The 18,887-nt window shown below is 30.8% G+C and carries 19 protein-coding genes; 18 read left to right on the top strand and 1 reads right to left on the bottom strand.

Going from position 1 to position 18,887, the window contains the following annotated elements; translation table 11 throughout:
* Positions 1-312 precede the first annotated feature (312 nt).
* Together htpG and TD29_RS12530 are read left to right on the top strand one after the other, a co-directional pair.
* Complete coding sequence (gene htpG / locus TD29_RS12535; RefSeq protein WP_040281090.1) at positions 313-2,223, top strand: molecular chaperone HtpG; 1,911 nt, start codon at positions 313-315, stop codon at positions 2,221-2,223.
* A gap of 178 nt (positions 2,224-2,401) precedes the next feature.
* Positions 2,402-2,968, top strand: coding sequence for a Crp/Fnr family transcriptional regulator (locus tag TD29_RS12530; protein WP_040281089.1), 567 nt, complete (start codon positions 2,402-2,404; stop codon positions 2,966-2,968).
* A 198-nt stretch (positions 2,969-3,166) separates the two neighbouring features.
* Here the strand turns inward: TD29_RS12530 and TD29_RS12525 are convergent, their stop codons facing one another.
* On the bottom strand, positions 3,167-4,234 hold the full coding sequence (locus TD29_RS12525; protein ID WP_040281088.1) for a tyrosine-type recombinase/integrase: 1,068 nt from the start codon (positions 4,232-4,234) through the stop codon (positions 3,167-3,169).
* Positions 4,235-4,422: 188 nt separating this feature from the next.
* Here TD29_RS12525 and TD29_RS12520 point away from each other — a divergent pair, with 188 nt between their 5' ends.
* The 16 genes from TD29_RS12520 to TD29_RS18000 all read left to right on the top strand — a co-directional run bounded on the left by TD29_RS12520 (position 4,423) and on the right by TD29_RS18000 (position 18,747).
* A complete protein-coding gene (locus tag TD29_RS12520; protein WP_040281087.1) occupies positions 4,423-5,481 on the top strand; it encodes a helix-turn-helix domain-containing protein in 1,059 nt (352 codons plus the stop codon).
* Between the two features lie 97 nt (positions 5,482-5,578).
* Positions 5,579-5,905, top strand: a complete 327-nt coding sequence (locus tag TD29_RS12515; RefSeq protein WP_241485275.1) for a hypothetical protein — start codon at positions 5,579-5,581, stop codon at positions 5,903-5,905.
* A gap of 31 nt (positions 5,906-5,936) precedes the next feature.
* On the top strand, positions 5,937-6,410 hold the full coding sequence (locus TD29_RS12510) for a YHS domain-containing (seleno)protein (protein ID WP_040281085.1): 474 nt from the start codon (positions 5,937-5,939) through the stop codon (positions 6,408-6,410).
* An 11-nt stretch (positions 6,411-6,421) separates the two neighbouring features.
* Positions 6,422-6,775, top strand: a complete 354-nt coding sequence (locus TD29_RS12505) for an SPW repeat domain-containing protein (protein ID WP_040281084.1) — start codon at positions 6,422-6,424, stop codon at positions 6,773-6,775.
* Between the two features lie 325 nt (positions 6,776-7,100).
* On the top strand, positions 7,101-9,308 hold the full coding sequence (locus tag TD29_RS12500) for a DNA cytosine methyltransferase (RefSeq protein ID WP_040281083.1): 2,208 nt from the start codon (positions 7,101-7,103) through the stop codon (positions 9,306-9,308).
* A complete protein-coding gene (locus TD29_RS12495) occupies positions 9,305-10,486 on the top strand; it encodes an MvaI/BcnI restriction endonuclease family protein (protein ID WP_040281082.1) in 1,182 nt (393 codons plus the stop codon). Before TD29_RS12500 ends, TD29_RS12495 begins: the two co-directional genes overlap by 4 nt.
* Before the next feature lie 275 nt (positions 10,487-10,761).
* Positions 10,762-11,700, top strand: a complete 939-nt coding sequence (locus TD29_RS12490; protein WP_152611512.1) for a hypothetical protein — start codon at positions 10,762-10,764, stop codon at positions 11,698-11,700.
* Between the two features lie 157 nt (positions 11,701-11,857).
* Complete coding sequence (locus TD29_RS12485; RefSeq protein WP_040281080.1) at positions 11,858-12,442, top strand: Crp/Fnr family transcriptional regulator; 585 nt, start codon at positions 11,858-11,860, stop codon at positions 12,440-12,442.
* Between the two features lie 100 nt (positions 12,443-12,542).
* The gene (locus TD29_RS12480) at positions 12,543-13,091 is read left to right on the top strand and encodes a carboxymuconolactone decarboxylase family protein (RefSeq protein ID WP_040281079.1); all 549 of its coding nucleotides are present in this window, start codon (positions 12,543-12,545) and stop codon (positions 13,089-13,091) included.
* 5 nt (positions 13,092-13,096) lie between these two features.
* Positions 13,097-13,603, top strand: a complete 507-nt coding sequence (locus TD29_RS12475; RefSeq protein ID WP_052467106.1) for a hypothetical protein — start codon at positions 13,097-13,099, stop codon at positions 13,601-13,603.
* A gap of 56 nt (positions 13,604-13,659) precedes the next feature.
* Positions 13,660-14,112, top strand: a complete 453-nt coding sequence (locus TD29_RS12470) for a carboxymuconolactone decarboxylase family protein (protein ID WP_052467105.1) — start codon at positions 13,660-13,662, stop codon at positions 14,110-14,112.
* 394 nt (positions 14,113-14,506) lie between these two features.
* Positions 14,507-14,947, top strand: a complete 441-nt coding sequence (locus tag TD29_RS12465) for a thioredoxin family protein (protein WP_040281078.1) — start codon at positions 14,507-14,509, stop codon at positions 14,945-14,947.
* Between the two features lie 85 nt (positions 14,948-15,032).
* On the top strand, positions 15,033-15,929 hold the full coding sequence (locus tag TD29_RS12460) for an FAD:protein FMN transferase (protein ID WP_394331537.1): 897 nt from the start codon (positions 15,033-15,035) through the stop codon (positions 15,927-15,929).
* Positions 15,926-16,138 carry a DUF4266 domain-containing protein gene (locus TD29_RS12455; protein ID WP_040281076.1) on the top strand — a complete coding sequence of 71 codons (213 nt, stop codon included), beginning with the start codon at positions 15,926-15,928 and terminating at the stop codon, positions 16,136-16,138. Before TD29_RS12460 ends, TD29_RS12455 begins: the two co-directional genes overlap by 4 nt.
* A gap of 13 nt (positions 16,139-16,151) precedes the next feature.
* The gene (locus tag TD29_RS12450) at positions 16,152-17,465 is read left to right on the top strand and encodes a DUF3570 domain-containing protein (RefSeq protein WP_241485274.1); all 1,314 of its coding nucleotides are present in this window, start codon (positions 16,152-16,154) and stop codon (positions 17,463-17,465) included.
* 388 nt (positions 17,466-17,853) lie between these two features.
* Entirely contained in the window at positions 17,854-18,747 is an 894-nt protein-coding gene (locus TD29_RS18000; RefSeq protein WP_052467103.1) for an Abi-alpha family protein, read from the top strand.
* Positions 18,748-18,887 lie beyond the last annotated feature (140 nt).

Here is an 18,887-nt window from a genome sequence, read left to right as displayed (position 1 = left end):
TCTTTTAATTAAATCAGTCATGCAATTTAAGGATTTGCACCTTACTATGATTTAAACACAAACGCATTCGTTATGCACGCATAGTATTAAGTTGTGCTTCGGAAATTGGATTACACTCTAACCCTTTGACATTTAAAGGCAAATCGTGAAGGTTTTACATTTCCGCAGAAAAAATGATGTCAGTTTGTCACATTATCAGCCTTGGTACTTTTTTTGACTTAATACATTTAGAAATTAAAAACAATAAATAACCTTATCTCTAAGTCATATGGAGTTCGCTCAATATGACAGAGGTAAAAAAAACGAATAAAAATGACAAAAGGAAACATTAATGTATCGGTAGAAAACATCTTCCCACTCATTAAAAAATTCTTGTACAGTGATCACGAAATATTTTTACGTGAGTTGATTAGTAATGCTACAGATGCAACGCTTAAACTAAAGCATTTAGCAAGTATTGGAGATTCTAAAAGTGAATATGGAAACCCTGTAATTGAAGTAAAAATTGATAAAGAAGGTAAAAAACTTCATATTATTGATCAAGGTTTAGGAATGAGTGCTGAAGAGGTTGAAAAATACATTAACCAAGTGGCATTTTCTGGAGCTGAAGAGTTTTTAGATAAGTACAAAGACTCAGCAAAAGACTCTGGGATTATTGGACATTTCGGACTAGGATTTTACTCAGCTTTTATGGTTGCAGAAAAAGTAGAGATTATTACAAAATCTCATACAGATGCTCCTGCTGCTCATTGGACCTGTGATGGATCACCTGAGTTTACACTAGAAGCCTCAGATAAAACCTCAAGAGGAACTGAAATCATTTTACATATTGCAGAAGACTCTACAGAGTTTTTAGAAGAAGGTAAAATTAGTGAACTGTTATCTAAGTATAATAAATTTATGCCTGTGCCAATTAAGTTTGGTACTAAAGAGATTAACGATCCTGAATTTACACCACAAACTACAACAGATAAAGATGGTAAAGAAACTACTGAGCCACACAAACAAATTACTGTAGATAATATTATTAATAACCCAAATCCTGCTTGGACCAAACAGCCAACAGAATTAGAAGGTGATGATTATAAAAATTTCTATAGAGAATTATATCCTGCTCAATTTGAAGAGCCTTTATTTAATATTCATTTAAATGTAGATTATCCGTTTAATTTAACTGGGATTTTATATTTCCCAAAAATGACGAACGATTTAAATGTACAAAAGGATAAAATTCAATTGTACCAAAACCAAGTGTTTGTTACTGATAATGTTGAAGGCATCGTACCAGAATTCTTAACCATGTTAAGAGGTGTGATTGATTCTCCAGATATTCCATTAAACGTATCTCGTAGTTACTTACAAGCCGATGGTGCTGTTAAAAAAATCTCATCTTACATTACACGTAAGGTTGGTGATAAATTAAAATCGTTATTTAATGCCAATCGTGAAGATTTTGAGGCTAAATGGGACGATATTAAGATTGTGATTGAATATGGTATGCTTAGTGAAGATAAATTCTTTGAAAAAGCAGATGCTTTTGCATTATACCCAACTGTAGATGGTACGTTTTATACTTATGACGAATTATTTAATAAAATAAAAGCGAAGCAAACCGATAAGGATGATAAGCTTGTGATTTTATATGCTTCTAATACAGATGCGCAACACTCATATATTGAGTCGGCAAAAGCTAAAGGTTATGAAGTGTTGTTATTAGATTCTCCAATTGTATCTCACTTAATTCAAAAATTAGAGACTACCAAAGAGAACATTACGTTTGCTCGTGTTGATGGAGATCATATCAATAATTTAATTAAAAAGGACGAGACTGCGATTTCTAAACTTTCCGAAGAAGAAAACACAGCACTAGACACCTTATTAAAAGAGGTGATTCCGCAGGAAAAATTCACGGTACAATTAGAAGCTAGTGATAGTGATGCAAGCCCATTTATTATTACGCAGCCAGAATTTATGCGTCGTATGAAAGAGATGCAGCAAACTGGTGGTGGCGGAATGAACATGTTTGGTAATATGCCAGAAATGTACAACCTCATTGTTAATACAAACTCTGAGCTAGTGAGCGAAATTTTAAACACAAAAACCAAGAAAAAGCAAGAACGTTTAATTACGCAAAGTTTAGACTTGGCACGTTTATCTCAAGGTTTATTAAAAGGTGAAGAGCTCACTAATTTTATTAAACGTAGTTACGAGATGATAAAATAATTTTTATTTCTTCGGAAATTTTAAATGAAAACCACTTTGTGAATTCAAAGTGGTTTTTTCTTGTTAAAAACAACCGATTAACTAATTTATAAAGAGAATACCGAATCTCACATACTCATTTTAAAGGTTTTACGTATATTATTGACACACGTCACACCTAATACGTTGTAAGCCATTTATGTTTAACGAGATTTTTACAAATATTTCATTTTCTGAAGCAGAGATAAAAATCATAGATTCTGTGGTACAAAAACGTAATTACAAAAAAGGAGACACTATTATAAAGGTTGGCGATGTTGTAAACGATATTTATTTTATTACAGAAGGTTGCCTGAGAACATTTTATACTGATGACCAAGGCAAAGACCACACGATACAGTTTGGCATTAAAGATTGGTGGATCTCAGATTTTACCGCTTTTTTTTCATTAACCAAAGCCATCATGACACTAGAAGTATTACAAGATGCGACATTATTTAAAATTTCTAGAAGCGATAGAGCCTATTTATTTCAAACGCTACCAAGCACAGAAACTCATATTAGAAAAAAATTAGAAAGTGCCTTTGCAGCATTTCAAAAACGAACGATTTCTAATTTATCGGAAACTGTAAAAGAACGTTACATTAGGTTTAATGATGAATTTCCTCATATTGAAAAACGCATTAAAAATTACCATATAGCTTCATATTTAGGTATAACTACAGAAAGTTTAAGCAGGATAAGAAAAGAGTTATCAAAAAATTAAATTTATTAACATACATCAATTTTAATCTCTTTTAATGGGCTTAATTTTGCAACCTGTGCCTAATCAAAATCCCTTTGATTAATTAATAGCTATTAAAGCGCGAGTGATATAACACTTGCGCTTTTTTTTTCGTATCGTTTATTTAAATTATTCTTTATTAAATGCGCTCTTACAACCAGCACATTGCCTTAAAAATTATTATAAAGAATCTAAAGGACTTTTAAGATTTGATCTTGTTCTGTTAGACACATGTGTATAGATTTGAGTGGTTTTAATACTATGATGCCCTAATAGCTGTTGGATAAAACGTAGGTCTGCTCCACTTTCTAAAAGATGTGTAGCGTAGCTATGGCGCAAACCATGAATACCTATTTGTTTCTTTATACCTGCTTTTCCCATAGCACGTTTAAAAACAGCTTGTACACTACGTGAGCTATAGGCACCTTTGTATTGACCTTCAAAAAGCCATTCTTTTGGTTTATAATTTTTATAATATGTTCTTAAGGCGTCTAAAATGCTTTCTGGTAAGTTTACATATCTATCTTTTTTACCCTTAGATCCAGCAATAAGAACTTGCATTCTATCACTATCGATATGATGAATTTTTATAGTCACTATTTCACTTACTCGTAAACCCATACCATAGCACAGTTTTAAAATGAGTAAATGTTTTTCATTGTTCACCTGATTAAAAAGTCGTTTAATTTCGGCTTTACTCAACATTTTAGGCAAAGTAGCAGGTGTTTTTGGCCTTGGTATATCAAAAAACATTTTGGGTTCGTGCATGACTTTTTCGAAGTAAAACTTAACAGCATTAATTTTGCCATTCATTTTTCTTTCTTTCATTTTTAAAGTCTTTACACAGTATAAGAAATAATCTTTTAGTCGTTTATGAGACAGGCTATCAACAGAAATATGATTTAATATGATGAGTAGATGCGCAAATTCGGACAAATACATTCTGCAGGTATTTGGGCTGTATGCTTTTAATTCTAATTGTTGGTTAAATTTTTGAAATGCTATTTTATTATTAGGATGGATTTGCTTCTTTAGTTTTGAGTAAGCGCTATCTACTTTAATATTTAATACAGATCTCACTGCTGGAAAATCTAGAAGATACCATTGTTTGGTTGTTTGGCTCCATTTGGCAGATGGAAAACGTTTTCTAAATTCATTTTTAAGTTTTATACTAAAGGTAAAATGCACCCAAATTACGTTTTTGTTTCTATGAGTTCCCAATAAGAAGGTATAAGACTTTAGATTCATTTAGATATGCGTATTATAAATATCAAACATTGTTAAATTTAGTCAAAAAAAATGAATGATACATAAAATGCGCACATGTAATTTTTTATTATAGCAAGCTATACTTGAATTTCTGCTATGATTAAAATTTTGTTATCTTTGAGTACACGTTTCGTATATATACGTGTTAGCAAACATTACCCAACAGAATGCAAAAAGTAGAAAAGTTTTCACCAGAAATTAATAAAGTATACTTCATAGAAAGCTATACTTTAATTCATATTCTTTCTGGGAAAGGAAGTATTCAGGTCGATTTTAAAAACTATTTTGATTGGCAAGAAAAAGCAATCTTTTTAGAAAAAGGGCAATACATTAAATTTTTATCAGACGATTTTATAGTTAGAAGAATTGAATTCTCTAATGAAAATAAATTTTATGACAATGATGTGAGAGTCTTGTTTAAACACATAATTTCTCTAGGTTATATAGATTTATTAGAATGTGAAGATTGCAACACTTTCCTATCAGAAACCACTTTGACTCATAATTCAGCTGATATTATTGATATTTCCTCTAAGCAATGGTTTTGGCAAAATCCATTTAAAGCTAACAAAGAAGAATATCAAGTTATTTTTGACACCAAAGAAATTATTGATGATGAATATTCCAATAATTTAACTAGCAACGATTTAGTAAACCTCATTAATGACAGAGGTTACAATGCACAAGCATTAATCAAGAACAAAGTCGGATTAACCGTAAAAAACTTGATAAAATCAAAAAGACTGCAAGAAAGCCTTAAAGAAGTTGCGTTTACAAATAAAAACATTCAAGAAATCTCTTATGATTTAGGATATAAAGATGATGCTTATTTCAATAGAGTTTTCAAGAATTCAATAGGTCAAACACCTAAACAATTCAGAGAAAACTTCGATTTTGAAAACAGAGATTTATTTTCACAGGATATTTTAGAACTTCTGCAAAAATATCACACAAAAGAAAGGTCTCTTGAATTTTATGCTAACGAAATGAATCTTTCTATAAAAGCATTATCCAATAAAGTCAGAGCGAAAATGAATACTTCACTAGGTCAGCTTATACGTTTAGAATTAATCAACTCTGCTAAATTGATGATCCTCGAAGGACAATCGATTACATCAATTTCTAGACAATTAGGATTTGAAGAACCAAATCACTTTTCAAGATTCTTTAAACATTATTCTAAAATTACACCTACCGAATTCAAATTAAAAAAGTACAATTCTTAGTCTTTTTTTTGTAGCAACTAAACTTTAATACCATCTCATCTTTGCAGTGTAATTTAAAAACACAAATAAGATGAATATTAAAGAACAAGTACAAAAAATGGATGCAATAGTTTCTCAAGGAGCTATTGTAGATGCTGTAAAAGAATTCTTTGCAGACAATGCAAATACTTCTGATTACGGAAATGGTGGAACTACCGGAAAGACAGAAATGATTGCTAAAATGGAAGGATTTGCTGGAGCAATAGCAAAGGTAAATAGCATAACTCATCATCACTCTATTGTAGATGGGAATGTATCAGCATCTGAATTTACATTCGATTTCGATATGAAAGATGGCAGTAAGATTTACTGGCACGAAATCATTCGCAGAATATGGAATGCTGATGGAAAAGTAATTCAAGAAGAATATTTCAACGCAGAATAATAAAGTTTAAACAATCATAAAAATTAATAAAATGAAAAATTTAATAAAAACAACAATTTTAGGATTAGCATTAGTAATGAGTTCAGTAGTATTTGCACAAGATAAAAAGGCAAACAATATTGACAATAGTAATATCGCATTACAAGGATATAGCCCTGTTTCTTACTTAGATCTAGGACTTGCACAAAAAGGGAATAAAAATTTCAAGTCTGATTACAAAAAGGTCGTATACTACTTTACATCAGCAGAACAAAAAGCAACGTTTGATAAAAACCCAGACAAATACCTTCCTCAATATGGTGGTTTTTGTGCATTTGGTTGTTATGCAGGAGCAAAATTTAGAGTTGACCCAAACAAATTTATTGTAGAAAACGGAAAATACTATCTGTACTTAAACAATGTTGAACTAGATGCAAAACAACTCTGGTTAGCAGAAAATAATCACAATAAGTTAAAAAGTGCTGCTGACAAGAATTGGCAAAAACTTAGTAAAACTCACAATTAAAAATTAAAAATATGAAATTTGTAACCAAAAGAATACACGCTTTTTTAGATTATCCTGTTGCCATTGCATTAATAGCACTTCCGTTTATACTTGGATTAGGAGATTCAAATCCTTTAGCTTTACAACTTTCAGTTGCTACTGGAGTTGCAGCCTTTGTTTTGACATTGCTAACAGACCATCATTTGGGAGCGTTTAAAGTAATTTCATATAGAGTACATTTAATAGTAGATTTTATTGTAGCAATAGTATTCATAATTGCACCTTTTATTTTTTCTTTCGAGGGAATAGATGCCTATTATTATTGGATAAATGGAATTGCAGTTCTAACTGTAGTTAGTTTACATAAATCAGAAGCAATAGTTTAAACGCAATTGAAAATAACGTTTGCTAACAACGTGTATAAGTAATAGCGATTTGAGTAATAATTCAAATCGCTATTACTTTTTATTTTGTACATTACTTTCTGAAAAAGTAGTGATTTTAATTCGCTACTACTCATACACAAAACCGTTACCTGCAAGCGAAAACCAGCCGCACAGTCAAGCACATTTTATTTTGCTCGTGCCTCACAAAATAAAAAGAGCTTGCCTTTTTCCAACGCATAATCCGAACAAAAAGTAGAATTAAATTAGAAATTACAAAAAATGTCCGTAAATTTGTCCGTGTACGTAAAAACGTCCGCGAATAATTATGGCAACAATTAATTTTTATTTAGACAAACCTGACAAAAAAGGGTTTGCACCAATACATCTGCGAATAAACTGTAACGGAAGTCAAGTTAAGGTTTCGACAGGTCAAAAAATAGAACCTAAAAAATTTGACAAATCCAAACAAAAAGCGATTGGTTTAACTACAGAATCTCACGAAATAAATCATTATTTGGATTTTTTAAGAGAAAGAGCTGACGAACTTCTTCACCATTCCAACAAAAAGACTTTTATCCAAGACGAAGTTAAAAGCCTTTTAAATGAACACATAGAAAACTACAAAGAAAACAGTAATGTAAACATTGTAAAAGAACAAGTTTCACTTTACGGAAAACCGTTCACTTTTGTTGATTTATTTGCTGGAGCTGGTGGTTTTAGCGAAGGGTTTTTACAAGCTGAACATAACAATAAATTCTTTGATTTTATTGTGGCTAATGATATAAACGAAAACTGTGAGTTAACTCACGTTGTTCGCTACAATCATCAATTAGGTTTAGATGCTGAATTTTTAAAACAAGATATTACTGAACCAGACTTTTTAGACAATTTATTAGAAAAAATTGACGGTCGTCAAATAGATGTTGTCTGTGGTGGACCACCTTGTCAAAGTTTTAGTCTTGCAGGAAAGAGAAAAAAATTCGACAAAAAAGACGACCTATTTTCTCATTATTTAGAAGTCATTAAGGTTTTACAACCTAAATACTTTGTGATGGAAAATGTAAAAGGCATTTTGACTAAAGAAGGTGGTAAAATAAAAGAGTTAATTCTTCAAGAAATCAACTCTATTGTGGATACTAAAGAAATTCCTCAATTAATTTCATTTATAAAAAAAGTCAGTAAAGTATCAAATTCATTTCTTTTCGATACAATAATTAAAAGAGTTGAAATCGAAAAGCTACTGGAGAATGACAAAGAAAATGGAAAAGCTGATTTCATCAACTTTGTAGAAAACAGATTTAAAAAGATAACACCAAAAATTGCAGACTACAAAACCAGTAAAACAGACGAAAACATAAACACAATCCGTCACGGTTTTAATCTTTTAGCACGAACCAAAGAATGGGATAAATTAAAGCGTGATATTATTAAAGAGAAAGACTTTTGTAATATTGATAGTGATAATTTCACAACTGCTTTTACTGACTTCCTTACAGAAATTGGCTCTGAAAATATTATTTCAAAAATCGAGAATTCATTTAAAAATTTAAAAGTTCCTGCCAACTATAAAAAAGATTGTGAAGATATTATTACTGCATTAAAAATTTACACCACTTCTTTTGACGAGTCAATTGAGATATTAAAAACTCATTGTAATAAAACACAAAAACAGGAATTAGAAACAATTCTTGAAAGTATTAGACTTTATAAAATAGAACAACCTTTTGTTGCTAACGCTTCCAATTATGGTGTTCCACAAAACAGAGAAAGAGTGCTTTTCATTGGTTGTCGTAAAGACCAGAAATATATTTCTGAAATACCAGCAACAGTTACTGAAGCAGAAAAAGTAACCATTTTTGAAGCTTTGTATGATTTAGATTTTATAGGTAATAATCAAGAAGCTCACAGATACGAATTAGTTGACATTTCAACTCAATACAATGGAACTGCAAAGAAAATGGCTAAACTTTTAAAGAAAAGAAAAATTGATGGGAAACCAATTTCAAAAGGAGGAAAGTCCTTTGCAGAATGGTCAAAAAAAGGTAGATTAATTGACCGTTTTAAACCTCAAACAAAACCCTTTTACGTAAAGAACACTGAAGGTTTAGAAAACGGAGAAAAATATTTCGACATACTTAACAATCACAAAACAAGTAATCAAAACGAAACCGTTATTGAAAGACTTGGTGTGATTTTAAAAAATGGTAATTATAAAAAAGCACAACCAGAACTTGAGAAATTAAATCTTTCTACGAATAAGAGAAACTATAATGTTTTAAAACCAGATGAACAAAGTTCCACAATAATGACTATTGCAGACGATTATATTCATTATAATTCGCCAAGGTCTTTAACAGTAAGAGAAATGGCACGATTACAGTCCTTTGACGACTCTTTTGTATTTCAAGGAAAACGCTCAACTGGAGGAAATAATAGAAAAACAGAAGTACCGCAATACACTTTAGTTGGAAATGCTGTACCACCTTTATTAGCACGAGCAGTAGCAAGTGAAATTTTAAAATATATCAAGTGAGAAAACTTACAAACGCAGAACAAGAAAAGATAAAATTACTGACCAAAAACCAAGTTTCTCTTACTTTAATTGAGCCAACCGAAACCGGATTAAAAAAATCCATTATGGATGCGACTGGTTCTGTTCGTAGTTATTTAAAAAGTGAGAATATTCACGATTATGAGTTGCAGAATCAAGGTACAGAGAGCAAAGTAATGATTCCAGCAATTATTCATACTGGTTTTAATATTTTAAAATCAAAAGCATCTCTATATCGTCCTTCAACTAAAAAAGGAGACCCAAGAATTTGGTTTTATGGTTTAACAAAAGTTGCTGACCCAAATGATATTATTGGAATCACTTTTTACAACGATAGTTTTCAAGTTTTTAACTTGACAAAATTAGATATCAAGGAATTAATTTATTCTTCAATTCTAAATCCATTTCAGGAACTAATTAATGCAATCAGTACGACAGAAAATGAAGTTGCTTTTGAGCTTTTAGCAATGTTGAGAAAAATTGCAAATGCTGGTCCAATTCCTTCAATGGTTGATGCTGATACTTCTGTAGGTCGAACACTTGAAACTGCACTCGGAATAGATATTAATTCTTCCAAACAACCAGATTATAAAGGAATTGAGCTTAAATCGTTCAGAAATAGTAGAACGAACCGAAAAAATTTGTTTGCACAAGTTCCAGATTGGAAATTGAGCAAGTTTAAAAGTTCAGCGGAAATTCTCGATAACTTTGGCTACGAACGTGATGAAGATTTTAAGCTTTATTGCACAGTTTCAGCCATTACAAGAAATTCACAAGGCTTGAATTTAAGAATTGATAGCGACATAAAGCAATTAATTGAAAACTCTGACAAACCAGAAGTTGGCGATTTTGTGGTTTGGACATTAGACAAACTTCACAACCGACTAAAATCTAAACATAAAGAAACGTTTTGGGTAGAAGCTGAAAGTACAAGAATAAATGACCGAGAACATTTTCAATATAAGTTGGTAGAGCATACAAAAAAGCCCATTACCTCTCAATTTGATTTACTAATTGAACAAGGAATTATAACGCTTGACCATTTAATTAAGCGAAACTCGAAAGGAAAAGTTGTCGAAAAAGGTCCGCTTTTTAAAATCAAACCAAAAGGAATTGAATTGCTATTTCCACCAAGTGAAAGTTATGATTTAATGGTATAGTGGAATTGCCAACGCTCAAAGCCATACACATTTCCAGTCGCACCATCCACGCTACACCAAAACTGTAAAAGAGTATGTCTTTGCCAACGCTAGCAAGTTTGCGGAAAAACGCCAGCCAGGTAACACCGTGTATAATTAATTGCTGTTAAGTGCTTAATTCATTGGTTTTTTTATATATTTAGAGTCAGTTTAAATCCGAAAGGTTCGTGCTTATTTACACGCAACTAATCATACACAATCACGTTGTGGTGCATTTTGACGAACCGATGAAACATATGAGAGAATTTTTAGAAAAACATGAACTTTATGAGGAGTATTTACTCTTGGAAGACTACACTCTAAATAATGAGAAATTTACTCATATCACAGAGTTTATGGGAGAGAATTTCGAGTATTACTGTCCAATAGAAAATTCGATGCGACCATTTAAACTGGATTTTCCCGACAGAATAAAAAAAACAATAACAAGCAGCAGTCCTTCATTTGACCAATCGGAATATGAAATTAAACAAATTCCAGAGGAAAACTTCATAAATCATAAACTTAATTATACATTTTGGATTTTAGGAAAATGCAAATCTTGTAATGAACATAATATACATTTTTTACTTAATGTTTATAGTAACAATCCAATTTCAAATATTCGAGATAATCACAATAATATAAGACTGGCAGAAAGACATTCTTATGATTTTCCGAATACAAATATTTACATCAGAAAAGTTGGTTGTTCAGACGAAAGAAAGATTGAAATTGATAAAGCGGTTTCTAAACATTTTGACAGGGAAAGCAATAATTGGCTTTATAAAGCAAAAAAACTCTTAACATTAAGAATAGGAATAGGCTCTTTTGCATATTTCAGAAGAATTATCGAAAAGGAATTGATTAAAATAATAGAAGAAATCAAACAACTTCCTGAATCTGATACTAACGAAATCCAAAAACTGCTGGATGAATATTCTGCCAACCCAAAAACATATACGATTTACGAAAATATATTTAAGTATTTACCCAATTCTCTTTTAGAACTTGGAGATAATCCGATTGCATTATTATACAAGCAAACTTCAGATGGACTCCATTCGCTTTCCGAAGATGAATGTTTAAAACGAGCAATTAGCATTGAAACTATTTTGGAATTTACACTTCGAAAAATAAATGAGGAAAAATCAGATATTAAATCCGTAAAAGATGCTATTAAAAATTTGAAATAAAAAAACGACACCACAACAACGTGTATAGAAAATTGCTACATTAGTGCTTAAACAAAGGTTGTTGCATTTTTGTTACGTCTGATTTTCCTTCGGAAAATCCTCGCACACAAAAACGCAACTTTCCATACACAAGACCGTTGGCAACAATATTCTAAAAATGATTAACTCTGCTTCATATTTTATTAACTATTTAGAAAAATCAATTACTCTTTCAAAACAAGAAGAAGCAATTGTTTTATCTAAAGTCAGTACGAGAAAGTATTTAAAAGGTCAATACATATTACAACAAGGGGATTCGTGCAATTTTATAAATTTCATTATTTCAGGAACAACTAAAACTTTCCATATTGATGACGAAGGAAATGAGCACATATTTAGATTTGCTATAGAAAACTGGTGGGCTGTAGATTTGCCTAGTTTTATGAATAAAGAGGTTTCAAATACTAACATTCAATGTTTAAAGGATACTATGGTTATTCAAATTTCTCGTGAAAATTTAGAAAAACTATACCTAGAGATTTCTGAATTAGAACATTTTTTCCGTGTTCTTTTTCAAAATGTTTCAATAACTTTAGAGAAACGTATAATTACTAATTTGAGCTTTTCTGCTAAAGAAAAATATCTATTATTCACAGAGGAATATCCAGAATTTGAACAAAGAATTCCACAATATATGGTTGCCTCATATTTGGGTGTTTCTAAGCAATATTTAAGTGAAATACGTAATCAATTAACTAAATAATTAAATGTTCAGCTATACGAACATTATTTCTTCAGATATCTGAATTCATAATAATCTTTATGTTCTAATCTTTGTGTCATAAATAAAAACACAAAGAATTATGAATACAAATTCTAAAATCAAATTTGAAGTTCCTATACGGGAACAAATGTCTAAAACCAATGCACCTGTTTACGATGCTATTGTAAAATCTGTAGGCTTTATGCCCAATTTGTTTGCAACTCTTGGCTTATCTGATAATGGCTTGAATAGATATATTTCATTCCAAAATGCCATTTCATCTTTAACCAATAAGGAAAAAGAAGTTATCAATCTTATTGTAAGCGAAGTAAATGATTGTAACTATTGTAGAGCAGCTCATACAGTAATTGGGAAAATGAATGGTTTTACAGATTCTGAAGCTATAGAAATTAGAAGCGGGCAAGCTTCTTTTGATAGGAAACTAAACGCTCTGATAAAATTAAGTCAAGACATTGTAAACACGCGTGGAAAAATAAACCAAAAATATTTGGAGCTATTTTTTAATGAAGGCTATAATCAAGGTCACTTAATTGATGTTATCCTACAAATAGGTGAAAAAACAATCACAAATTATCTTCACAATATCACTCAAATTAAAATCGACTTCCCTGAAGTCCCAAAAATTTAAAAAAAATGAAAGCAAATAAAATAACATCGATTTTTGACTTTACAAAATCATCTAGCGCTACAAAAACCATACTTTGGTCTGGTTTAGTAGCTGGAATATTAGATGCAATAGCAGGCGTAATTGTCTATTATATATTCTTTGGTTTAAATCCGTTGCAAGTATTACAATTTATAGCATCAGGAATACACGGTCCAGAAGCAATCAATAGTGGTTTTCTAATGATATTAGCAGGTACTATTTATCATTTTATAATAGCATACGTATGTGCTATTGTCTATTTTTTCTTATTTCCTAAACTTTCATTTTTAAGAAAAAACGTAGCATTAATGGGGTTGCTATTTGGCTTAGCTATTTGGCTAGTGATGAATTTGATTGTATTACCTCAATCAAATATACCTAAAAGTCCTTTTGATATAAATTTAGCAATTGTTGGAATAATTTGGCATATGGTTTTAGTTGGGCTTCCAATTGCCATTATTACTTCAAAATATTATACTAAAAAAGAAAATTAAATTTACAAATTAGGTAAAGAGAATATATAGACTTCATTCAAAAAATAATAAAAACTATGGAACGAATTAAATTTAATCAAATTCCCAAAGAAATGGTAGAGAAATTAATGGGAATAGAAAAATATCTTAAAGAATCAACATTAGATTTTCAACTTTTAGAGTTAATGCGTTTAAGGGTGGCACAAATTAACAAGTGTACTTACTGCATTGATATGCATTATAAAGAGTTAAGGCATAAAGGGGAGACGGAATTACGTTTGTCAACTATTAGTGTTTGGAATAATACCTCTTTCTTTACTGAAAAAGAAAGAGTAGTCCTTAAATTTACAGAAGCCTTAACAGAGTTAAGTGAAAAAGATATATCGGATGATATTTTCAATGCTTTAACCAAATATTTTAACACAGAAGAAATTTGTAACATAACGTTTGCTGTGTCTCAAATAAATACTTGGACAAGGTTAGTTAGAACGTTCAAATTGCCTGCAGGAAATTATAAAGTACAAAAATAATACTGTTGCCAACAACGTATATAAAAAATAGCAGTTAAGAGCTAAATTTAAAGTTTAGTTCATTTCTGCTATCTTTGTTTTTAAACTGAAAAATGGCACATATAAATCTGCTACTTTCCATATACAAACACGTTGTGCATAATGCGAAAATCGTGCTAAAATTGAACATTTGAACTAAAAACGCCAACGCACAAACAGCACATTTATTTTTTGCCAACGCTCTAAAAAGCCAACGCTAAAAAAATAAAAGAGCTGTTTTTTGCCAACGCTCGAATTGACTCTATATATTCAACTGAAAAAAATGAGCTGATATATAACAAAAAAATAATACATTCGTTTATAGGTATTGGTCTAATTGTTGACTATCCATTTATGAAAAATAAATAATATTAAAATGAAAAAAATAATTGTGGTATTAGTAGTAATGTTTGTAAGCGTAAGCACAACAATGGCTCAAGATTGGAATACAGATATTAACGTTGCAAAAGAACTCGCATCCAAAGAAAGTAAACCTATAATATTAGTATTTCAAGGTTCAGATTGGTGTGCGCCTTGTATTAAACTTGATAGAGAAATTTGGAGTACAGAGGCTTTTAAAAAGTATGCTAACGAAAATTATGTAATGCTAAAAGCAGATTTTCCGAGAAAAAAGAATAATGCACTATCCGAGACACAAACAAAAGCGAACGCACTACTTGCCGAAAAATACAATAAACAAGGATATTTCCCTTTTGTTGTAGTTCTAGATTCTAAAGGCAAAGTATTAGGAGAAAGTAGTTATAAAAAAACTACACCAGAAAATTATATTAAGGAATTAAACGCTTTTATTAAATAATTTGAAAAAGTTAATCACTCTATTACTATTTATCTCATTAATCAGCTGTAACGCTCAAGAATCTTACAAAAGAACTCTAAAATTAATGGGTAGTCGATTTGACATTACTGTTGTGGCAAACGATTCTATACAAGCAAATAAATATATTGATACTGCTGTCGCAGAAATATCAAGAATTGAAAAATTAATTTCATCTTGGGATGATAATTCTCAAACATCAGAAATTAATCGTAATGCAGGCATTAAACCTGTTAAAGTTGACAAAGAACTGTTTGATTTAATTGAAAGAGCAATAGGCATTTCAAAATTGACTGATGGTGCTTTTGACATTAGCTATGCTTCAATGGACAGGATTTGGAAGTTTGACGGCAGTATGACCAAAATGCCTTCAAAAGAGGAAACAACTATTTCTGTAGAGAAGGTTGGCTATCAAAACATTGTTTTAGACAAAAAAAATAGTACTGTATTTCTTAAATTAGAAGGAATGAAAATAGGTTTTGGTGCTATTGGAAAAGGGTATGCAGCAGACAAAGCTAAAGATTTATTGATTTTAAAAGGTGTAACTTCTGGAATTATTAATGCTTCTGGAGATATGAATACTTGGGGAAAACAACCCAATGGAAATGAATGGAAAGTCGCTATTACTAATCCAATGGATAAAAATAAAGTCTTTGCATTACTTCCAATTACAAATGGAGCAGTAGTAACTTCTGGAAATTATGAAAAGTATGTAATTTTTAATGGCAAAGGATACACACATATTATTGACCCAAGAACTGGATATCCTTCAACTGGAATTATAAGTGTAACAGTTTTTGCACCTAAAGCAGAATTAGCGGATGCACTTGCAACTTCAATTTTTGTTATGGGAAAAGAAGCTGGTTTAGACCGCATTAATCAATTACCAAAAATAGAATGTATTATCATAGATGATAATGGAAATATTACAAAATCAAAGAATATAGAAATAAATAAATTATGATTAAAAAATTTATATGTGTCACATTGATAACAATTTGTTTTAGTAGCTGTGTTGTGGTTAAAGAATACGAAAAAGTAAATATAAATGACCCAGATATGGCATTGGCAGATAAGAAATGTGACAGAAATGTTTCCACAATGCATTCATATCGTGAGGCTGCTGTTGGCGCAAATGGAGGAAAAACTGGAGGAGGCTGTGGCTGTAACTAATAAAACAAGAAAGTTGAAAAAATTTATTTTGATATTATGCGTATTTGCTTTTGCTAAATCATATTCGCAAACAGGACAAGACTCAACCAAAGTTTATAAAAAACGGGTATTAGAAACTACAGAAGTAGATTTTCTAACAAGTTACTACTCGCAAGATGGAGATAATGCTGCGGTAAGTGGCGGAATAGGTACTGAAGAATTAACAGATGTTACAGGAACTTTTGTGGTTTCAATACCTTTAAATGATGATGACGTATTGACCATTGACGCAGGAGTTTCCGCATACACATCAGCATCTTCAAGCAACGTTGGCCCTTTTGATGATGAACCAGCAGACCCATTTCAAGCATCATCTGGTGCATCAAGTAGCGACCTATGGGCAAATTTGACTGGAAGTTATAGTCATAGCTCTGACGATAGAAATGATATTTGGTCTGCAAAAATATCTATTTCATCAGAATATGATTATTTTTCTGCTGGCGTTGGTGGTAGTTACACAAAATTATTTAACGAAAAGAACACAGAATTAAGTGTAAATGCAAATGTTTACATAGATACTTGGAATGCTATTTACCCAACCGAATTAAGACCATTTGGAGAAAACGGGAATGGTTTAAGTAATTCTTTATTTACACAAAACACAATTACAGGAAACACAAATTACAATCCTAGATTTAGTGAATTTAAAGATGAAGGTCGTAATTCTTATTCTTTAGGTTTTGGATTCTCTCAAATTCTTCATAAAAACGTACAAGGTTCATTAGCATTAGATTTTGTACAACAGCAAGGTTTATTATCTACACCATTTCAAAGAGTTTATTTTAGCGATGTTGCAGATTCATTCATAGATAATTTTCAACTTGCAGACGCTGTTGAGCGTTTGCCAGATTCAAGATTTAAAGTAGCAGTTGGTGGTCGTTTAAATTGGTATCTTAATGAAACATTTACATTAAGAACATTCTATCGCTATTATTTTGATGATTGGGGAATTACTTCACATACTGCAAGTATTGAAGTACCAATTAAAATAACTGATAAATTTACATTGTATCCATCGTATAGGTTTTATAATCAAACAGCTGCCGACTATTTCAGACCATATGAAAGTGCTTTGTCAACAGATGAGTTTTACACATCTGATTATGACCTTTCCGAATATTCTGCAAATCAAATTGGTTTTGGAGTATCGTACACGGATATTTTCGCAAAAGCTCATATTTGGAAATTTGGATTAAAAAGTATTGACTTAAAATTTTATCAGTACGATAGAGACACATCATTTACTTCTAGCATTATTACCGCAGGATTTAAGTTTATAATGGATTAATAAAATGTTGAAAATTTATTTGTTATAAGCCAAAGCTAAAAGCCATACACATTTACAATTCGCACCAGCCAACGCTACGCCAAAAATTGCAAAAGAGTATGTCTTGCCAACGCTCACATTTGAACTAAATAACAAACATCGGAAAACCAAGCTGAACGTGAAAAGCACTATGCACAACAAAGTGTATAAAACATAGCTATTACAGGCTTTCCGAGAGGTTTTTACTTATTTATTAAGTCCACCAAATTTTTATTTTTGTATATTTAGAAATTAAAAGATAAATAGAAAAAATAAAAATTCGGCTCGTGTTTAATCCGAAAAGTTAGTGTCTTTTTTCACGCTACGTTTCATACACAAGACCGTTGTGCGTCATTTAAACCAACAAAGAATGTTAGAGAAATATTTAGGAAATATACCTATAAAAGATTTATATAAAGACCTATTTAAACCTGGAATGAAAAAAGCTGGAGAAGCTTTAGAAACAGTTTTAGATGGTGCAAATTTAATTCTATTACCTCTTAAACTAATAAATTCAAAATCAAAAATCTACTTTGAAAAAAATCTAGAAAAATACTCTGACAAATTAAACAAGAATACAGAATTAACACCAACTCAAGTACCACAATATGTTGGCTTACCCATAATTGATAAACTAACTTATTTAGACCAAAATGAATTAGCCGAGACTTTTATAAATCTATTAACAAAAGCTTCGTTCGATGAAACATTAAAATTGGTACATCCTTCATATATCTCAATTTTAAATAATCTTTCTGCTGATGAAGCAAAAATACTTTTCCATTTTAAAAATAGTAAGAGAATTCCTTTTATAGATTTTTATATTCATCGCTATGTGGAAAAATTTGAAAAACCTAATTTTCATGATAATAAGGGAACGAAAACTAAAGAGCAATTAAAACAAATGATTGATTACAGTACACAGAACAAAGAGGATGTTTATCTCAAAGCTGCTTGGAATTTAACTGGAATTGAAAATAGTGTAAGTTTAATTTTTCCTGAAAATATTGATATTTATATAGAGAATTTGGAACAAAATGGACTAATCTCTTATGAAAGAGAAACTCTAAATAAATATGACCTAGAAGTTTATGATAAGCTAGAGAATGTTGATTATAAAAATCAAAAGGGAAAAATTGAGAAAGAAATTTCCGATTACAAAGGTGATGAATTTAAACTAGAGTTGAATACTAGAAAAGCGTACATTGAGTTTACGACATTAGGAAAAGGGTTCATTGATGCTTGTATTAAAGAAATTGAATAAAAAACGAACGCACAACACCGTGTATAATTAATTGCTTGGTTTTAGCCTACTTGCGAAAATTCCTGCGGAATTTTCACGGGTTCGTAAAAGTTTGGTAACTTAGTTGCCTAACCACGCAACTAATCATACACAAACACGTT

Origin of the sequence: Psychroserpens damuponensis (assembly GCF_000826655.1) — a bacterium.
Taxonomy (GTDB): Bacteria; Bacteroidota; Bacteroidia; order Flavobacteriales; family Flavobacteriaceae; genus Psychroserpens; species Psychroserpens damuponensis.
The sequence above is the reverse complement of the archived record's forward strand: the minus strand, read 5'-3'. Positions and strand labels throughout refer to the sequence as shown.

Coding starts and splice junctions, on each gene's coding strand:
- TD29_RS12515 (WP_241485275.1), top strand. CDS start 5,579: ATGGATGCAATAGTTTCTCAAGGAGCTATTGTAGATGCTGTAAAAGAA.
- TD29_RS12455 (WP_040281076.1), top strand. CDS start 15,926: ATGATTAAAAAATTTATATGTGTCACATTGATAACAATTTGTTTTAGT.
- TD29_RS12475 (WP_052467106.1), top strand. CDS start 13,097: ATGAAAGCAAATAAAATAACATCGATTTTTGACTTTACAAAATCATCT.
- TD29_RS12490 (WP_152611512.1), top strand. CDS start 10,762: ATGAGAGAATTTTTAGAAAAACATGAACTTTATGAGGAGTATTTACTC.
- htpG (WP_040281090.1), top strand. CDS start 313: ATGACAAAAGGAAACATTAATGTATCGGTAGAAAACATCTTCCCACTC.
- TD29_RS18000 (WP_052467103.1), top strand. CDS start 17,854: ATGTTAGAGAAATATTTAGGAAATATACCTATAAAAGATTTATATAAA.
- TD29_RS12520 (WP_040281087.1), top strand. CDS start 4,423: ATGCAAAAAGTAGAAAAGTTTTCACCAGAAATTAATAAAGTATACTTC.
- TD29_RS12500 (WP_040281083.1), top strand. CDS start 7,101: ATGGCAACAATTAATTTTTATTTAGACAAACCTGACAAAAAAGGGTTT.
- TD29_RS12510 (WP_040281085.1), top strand. CDS start 5,937: ATGAAAAATTTAATAAAAACAACAATTTTAGGATTAGCATTAGTAATG.
- TD29_RS12485 (WP_040281080.1), top strand. CDS start 11,858: ATGATTAACTCTGCTTCATATTTTATTAACTATTTAGAAAAATCAATT.
- TD29_RS12460 (WP_394331537.1), top strand. CDS start 15,033: ATGGGTAGTCGATTTGACATTACTGTTGTGGCAAACGATTCTATACAA.
- TD29_RS12465 (WP_040281078.1), top strand. CDS start 14,507: ATGAAAAAAATAATTGTGGTATTAGTAGTAATGTTTGTAAGCGTAAGC.
- TD29_RS12505 (WP_040281084.1), top strand. CDS start 6,422: ATGAAATTTGTAACCAAAAGAATACACGCTTTTTTAGATTATCCTGTT.
- TD29_RS12480 (WP_040281079.1), top strand. CDS start 12,543: ATGAATACAAATTCTAAAATCAAATTTGAAGTTCCTATACGGGAACAA.
- TD29_RS12530 (WP_040281089.1), top strand. CDS start 2,402: ATGTTTAACGAGATTTTTACAAATATTTCATTTTCTGAAGCAGAGATA.
- TD29_RS12470 (WP_052467105.1), top strand. CDS start 13,660: ATGGAACGAATTAAATTTAATCAAATTCCCAAAGAAATGGTAGAGAAA.
- TD29_RS12525 (WP_040281088.1), bottom strand. CDS start 4,234: ATGAATCTAAAGTCTTATACCTTCTTATTGGGAACTCATAGAAACAAA.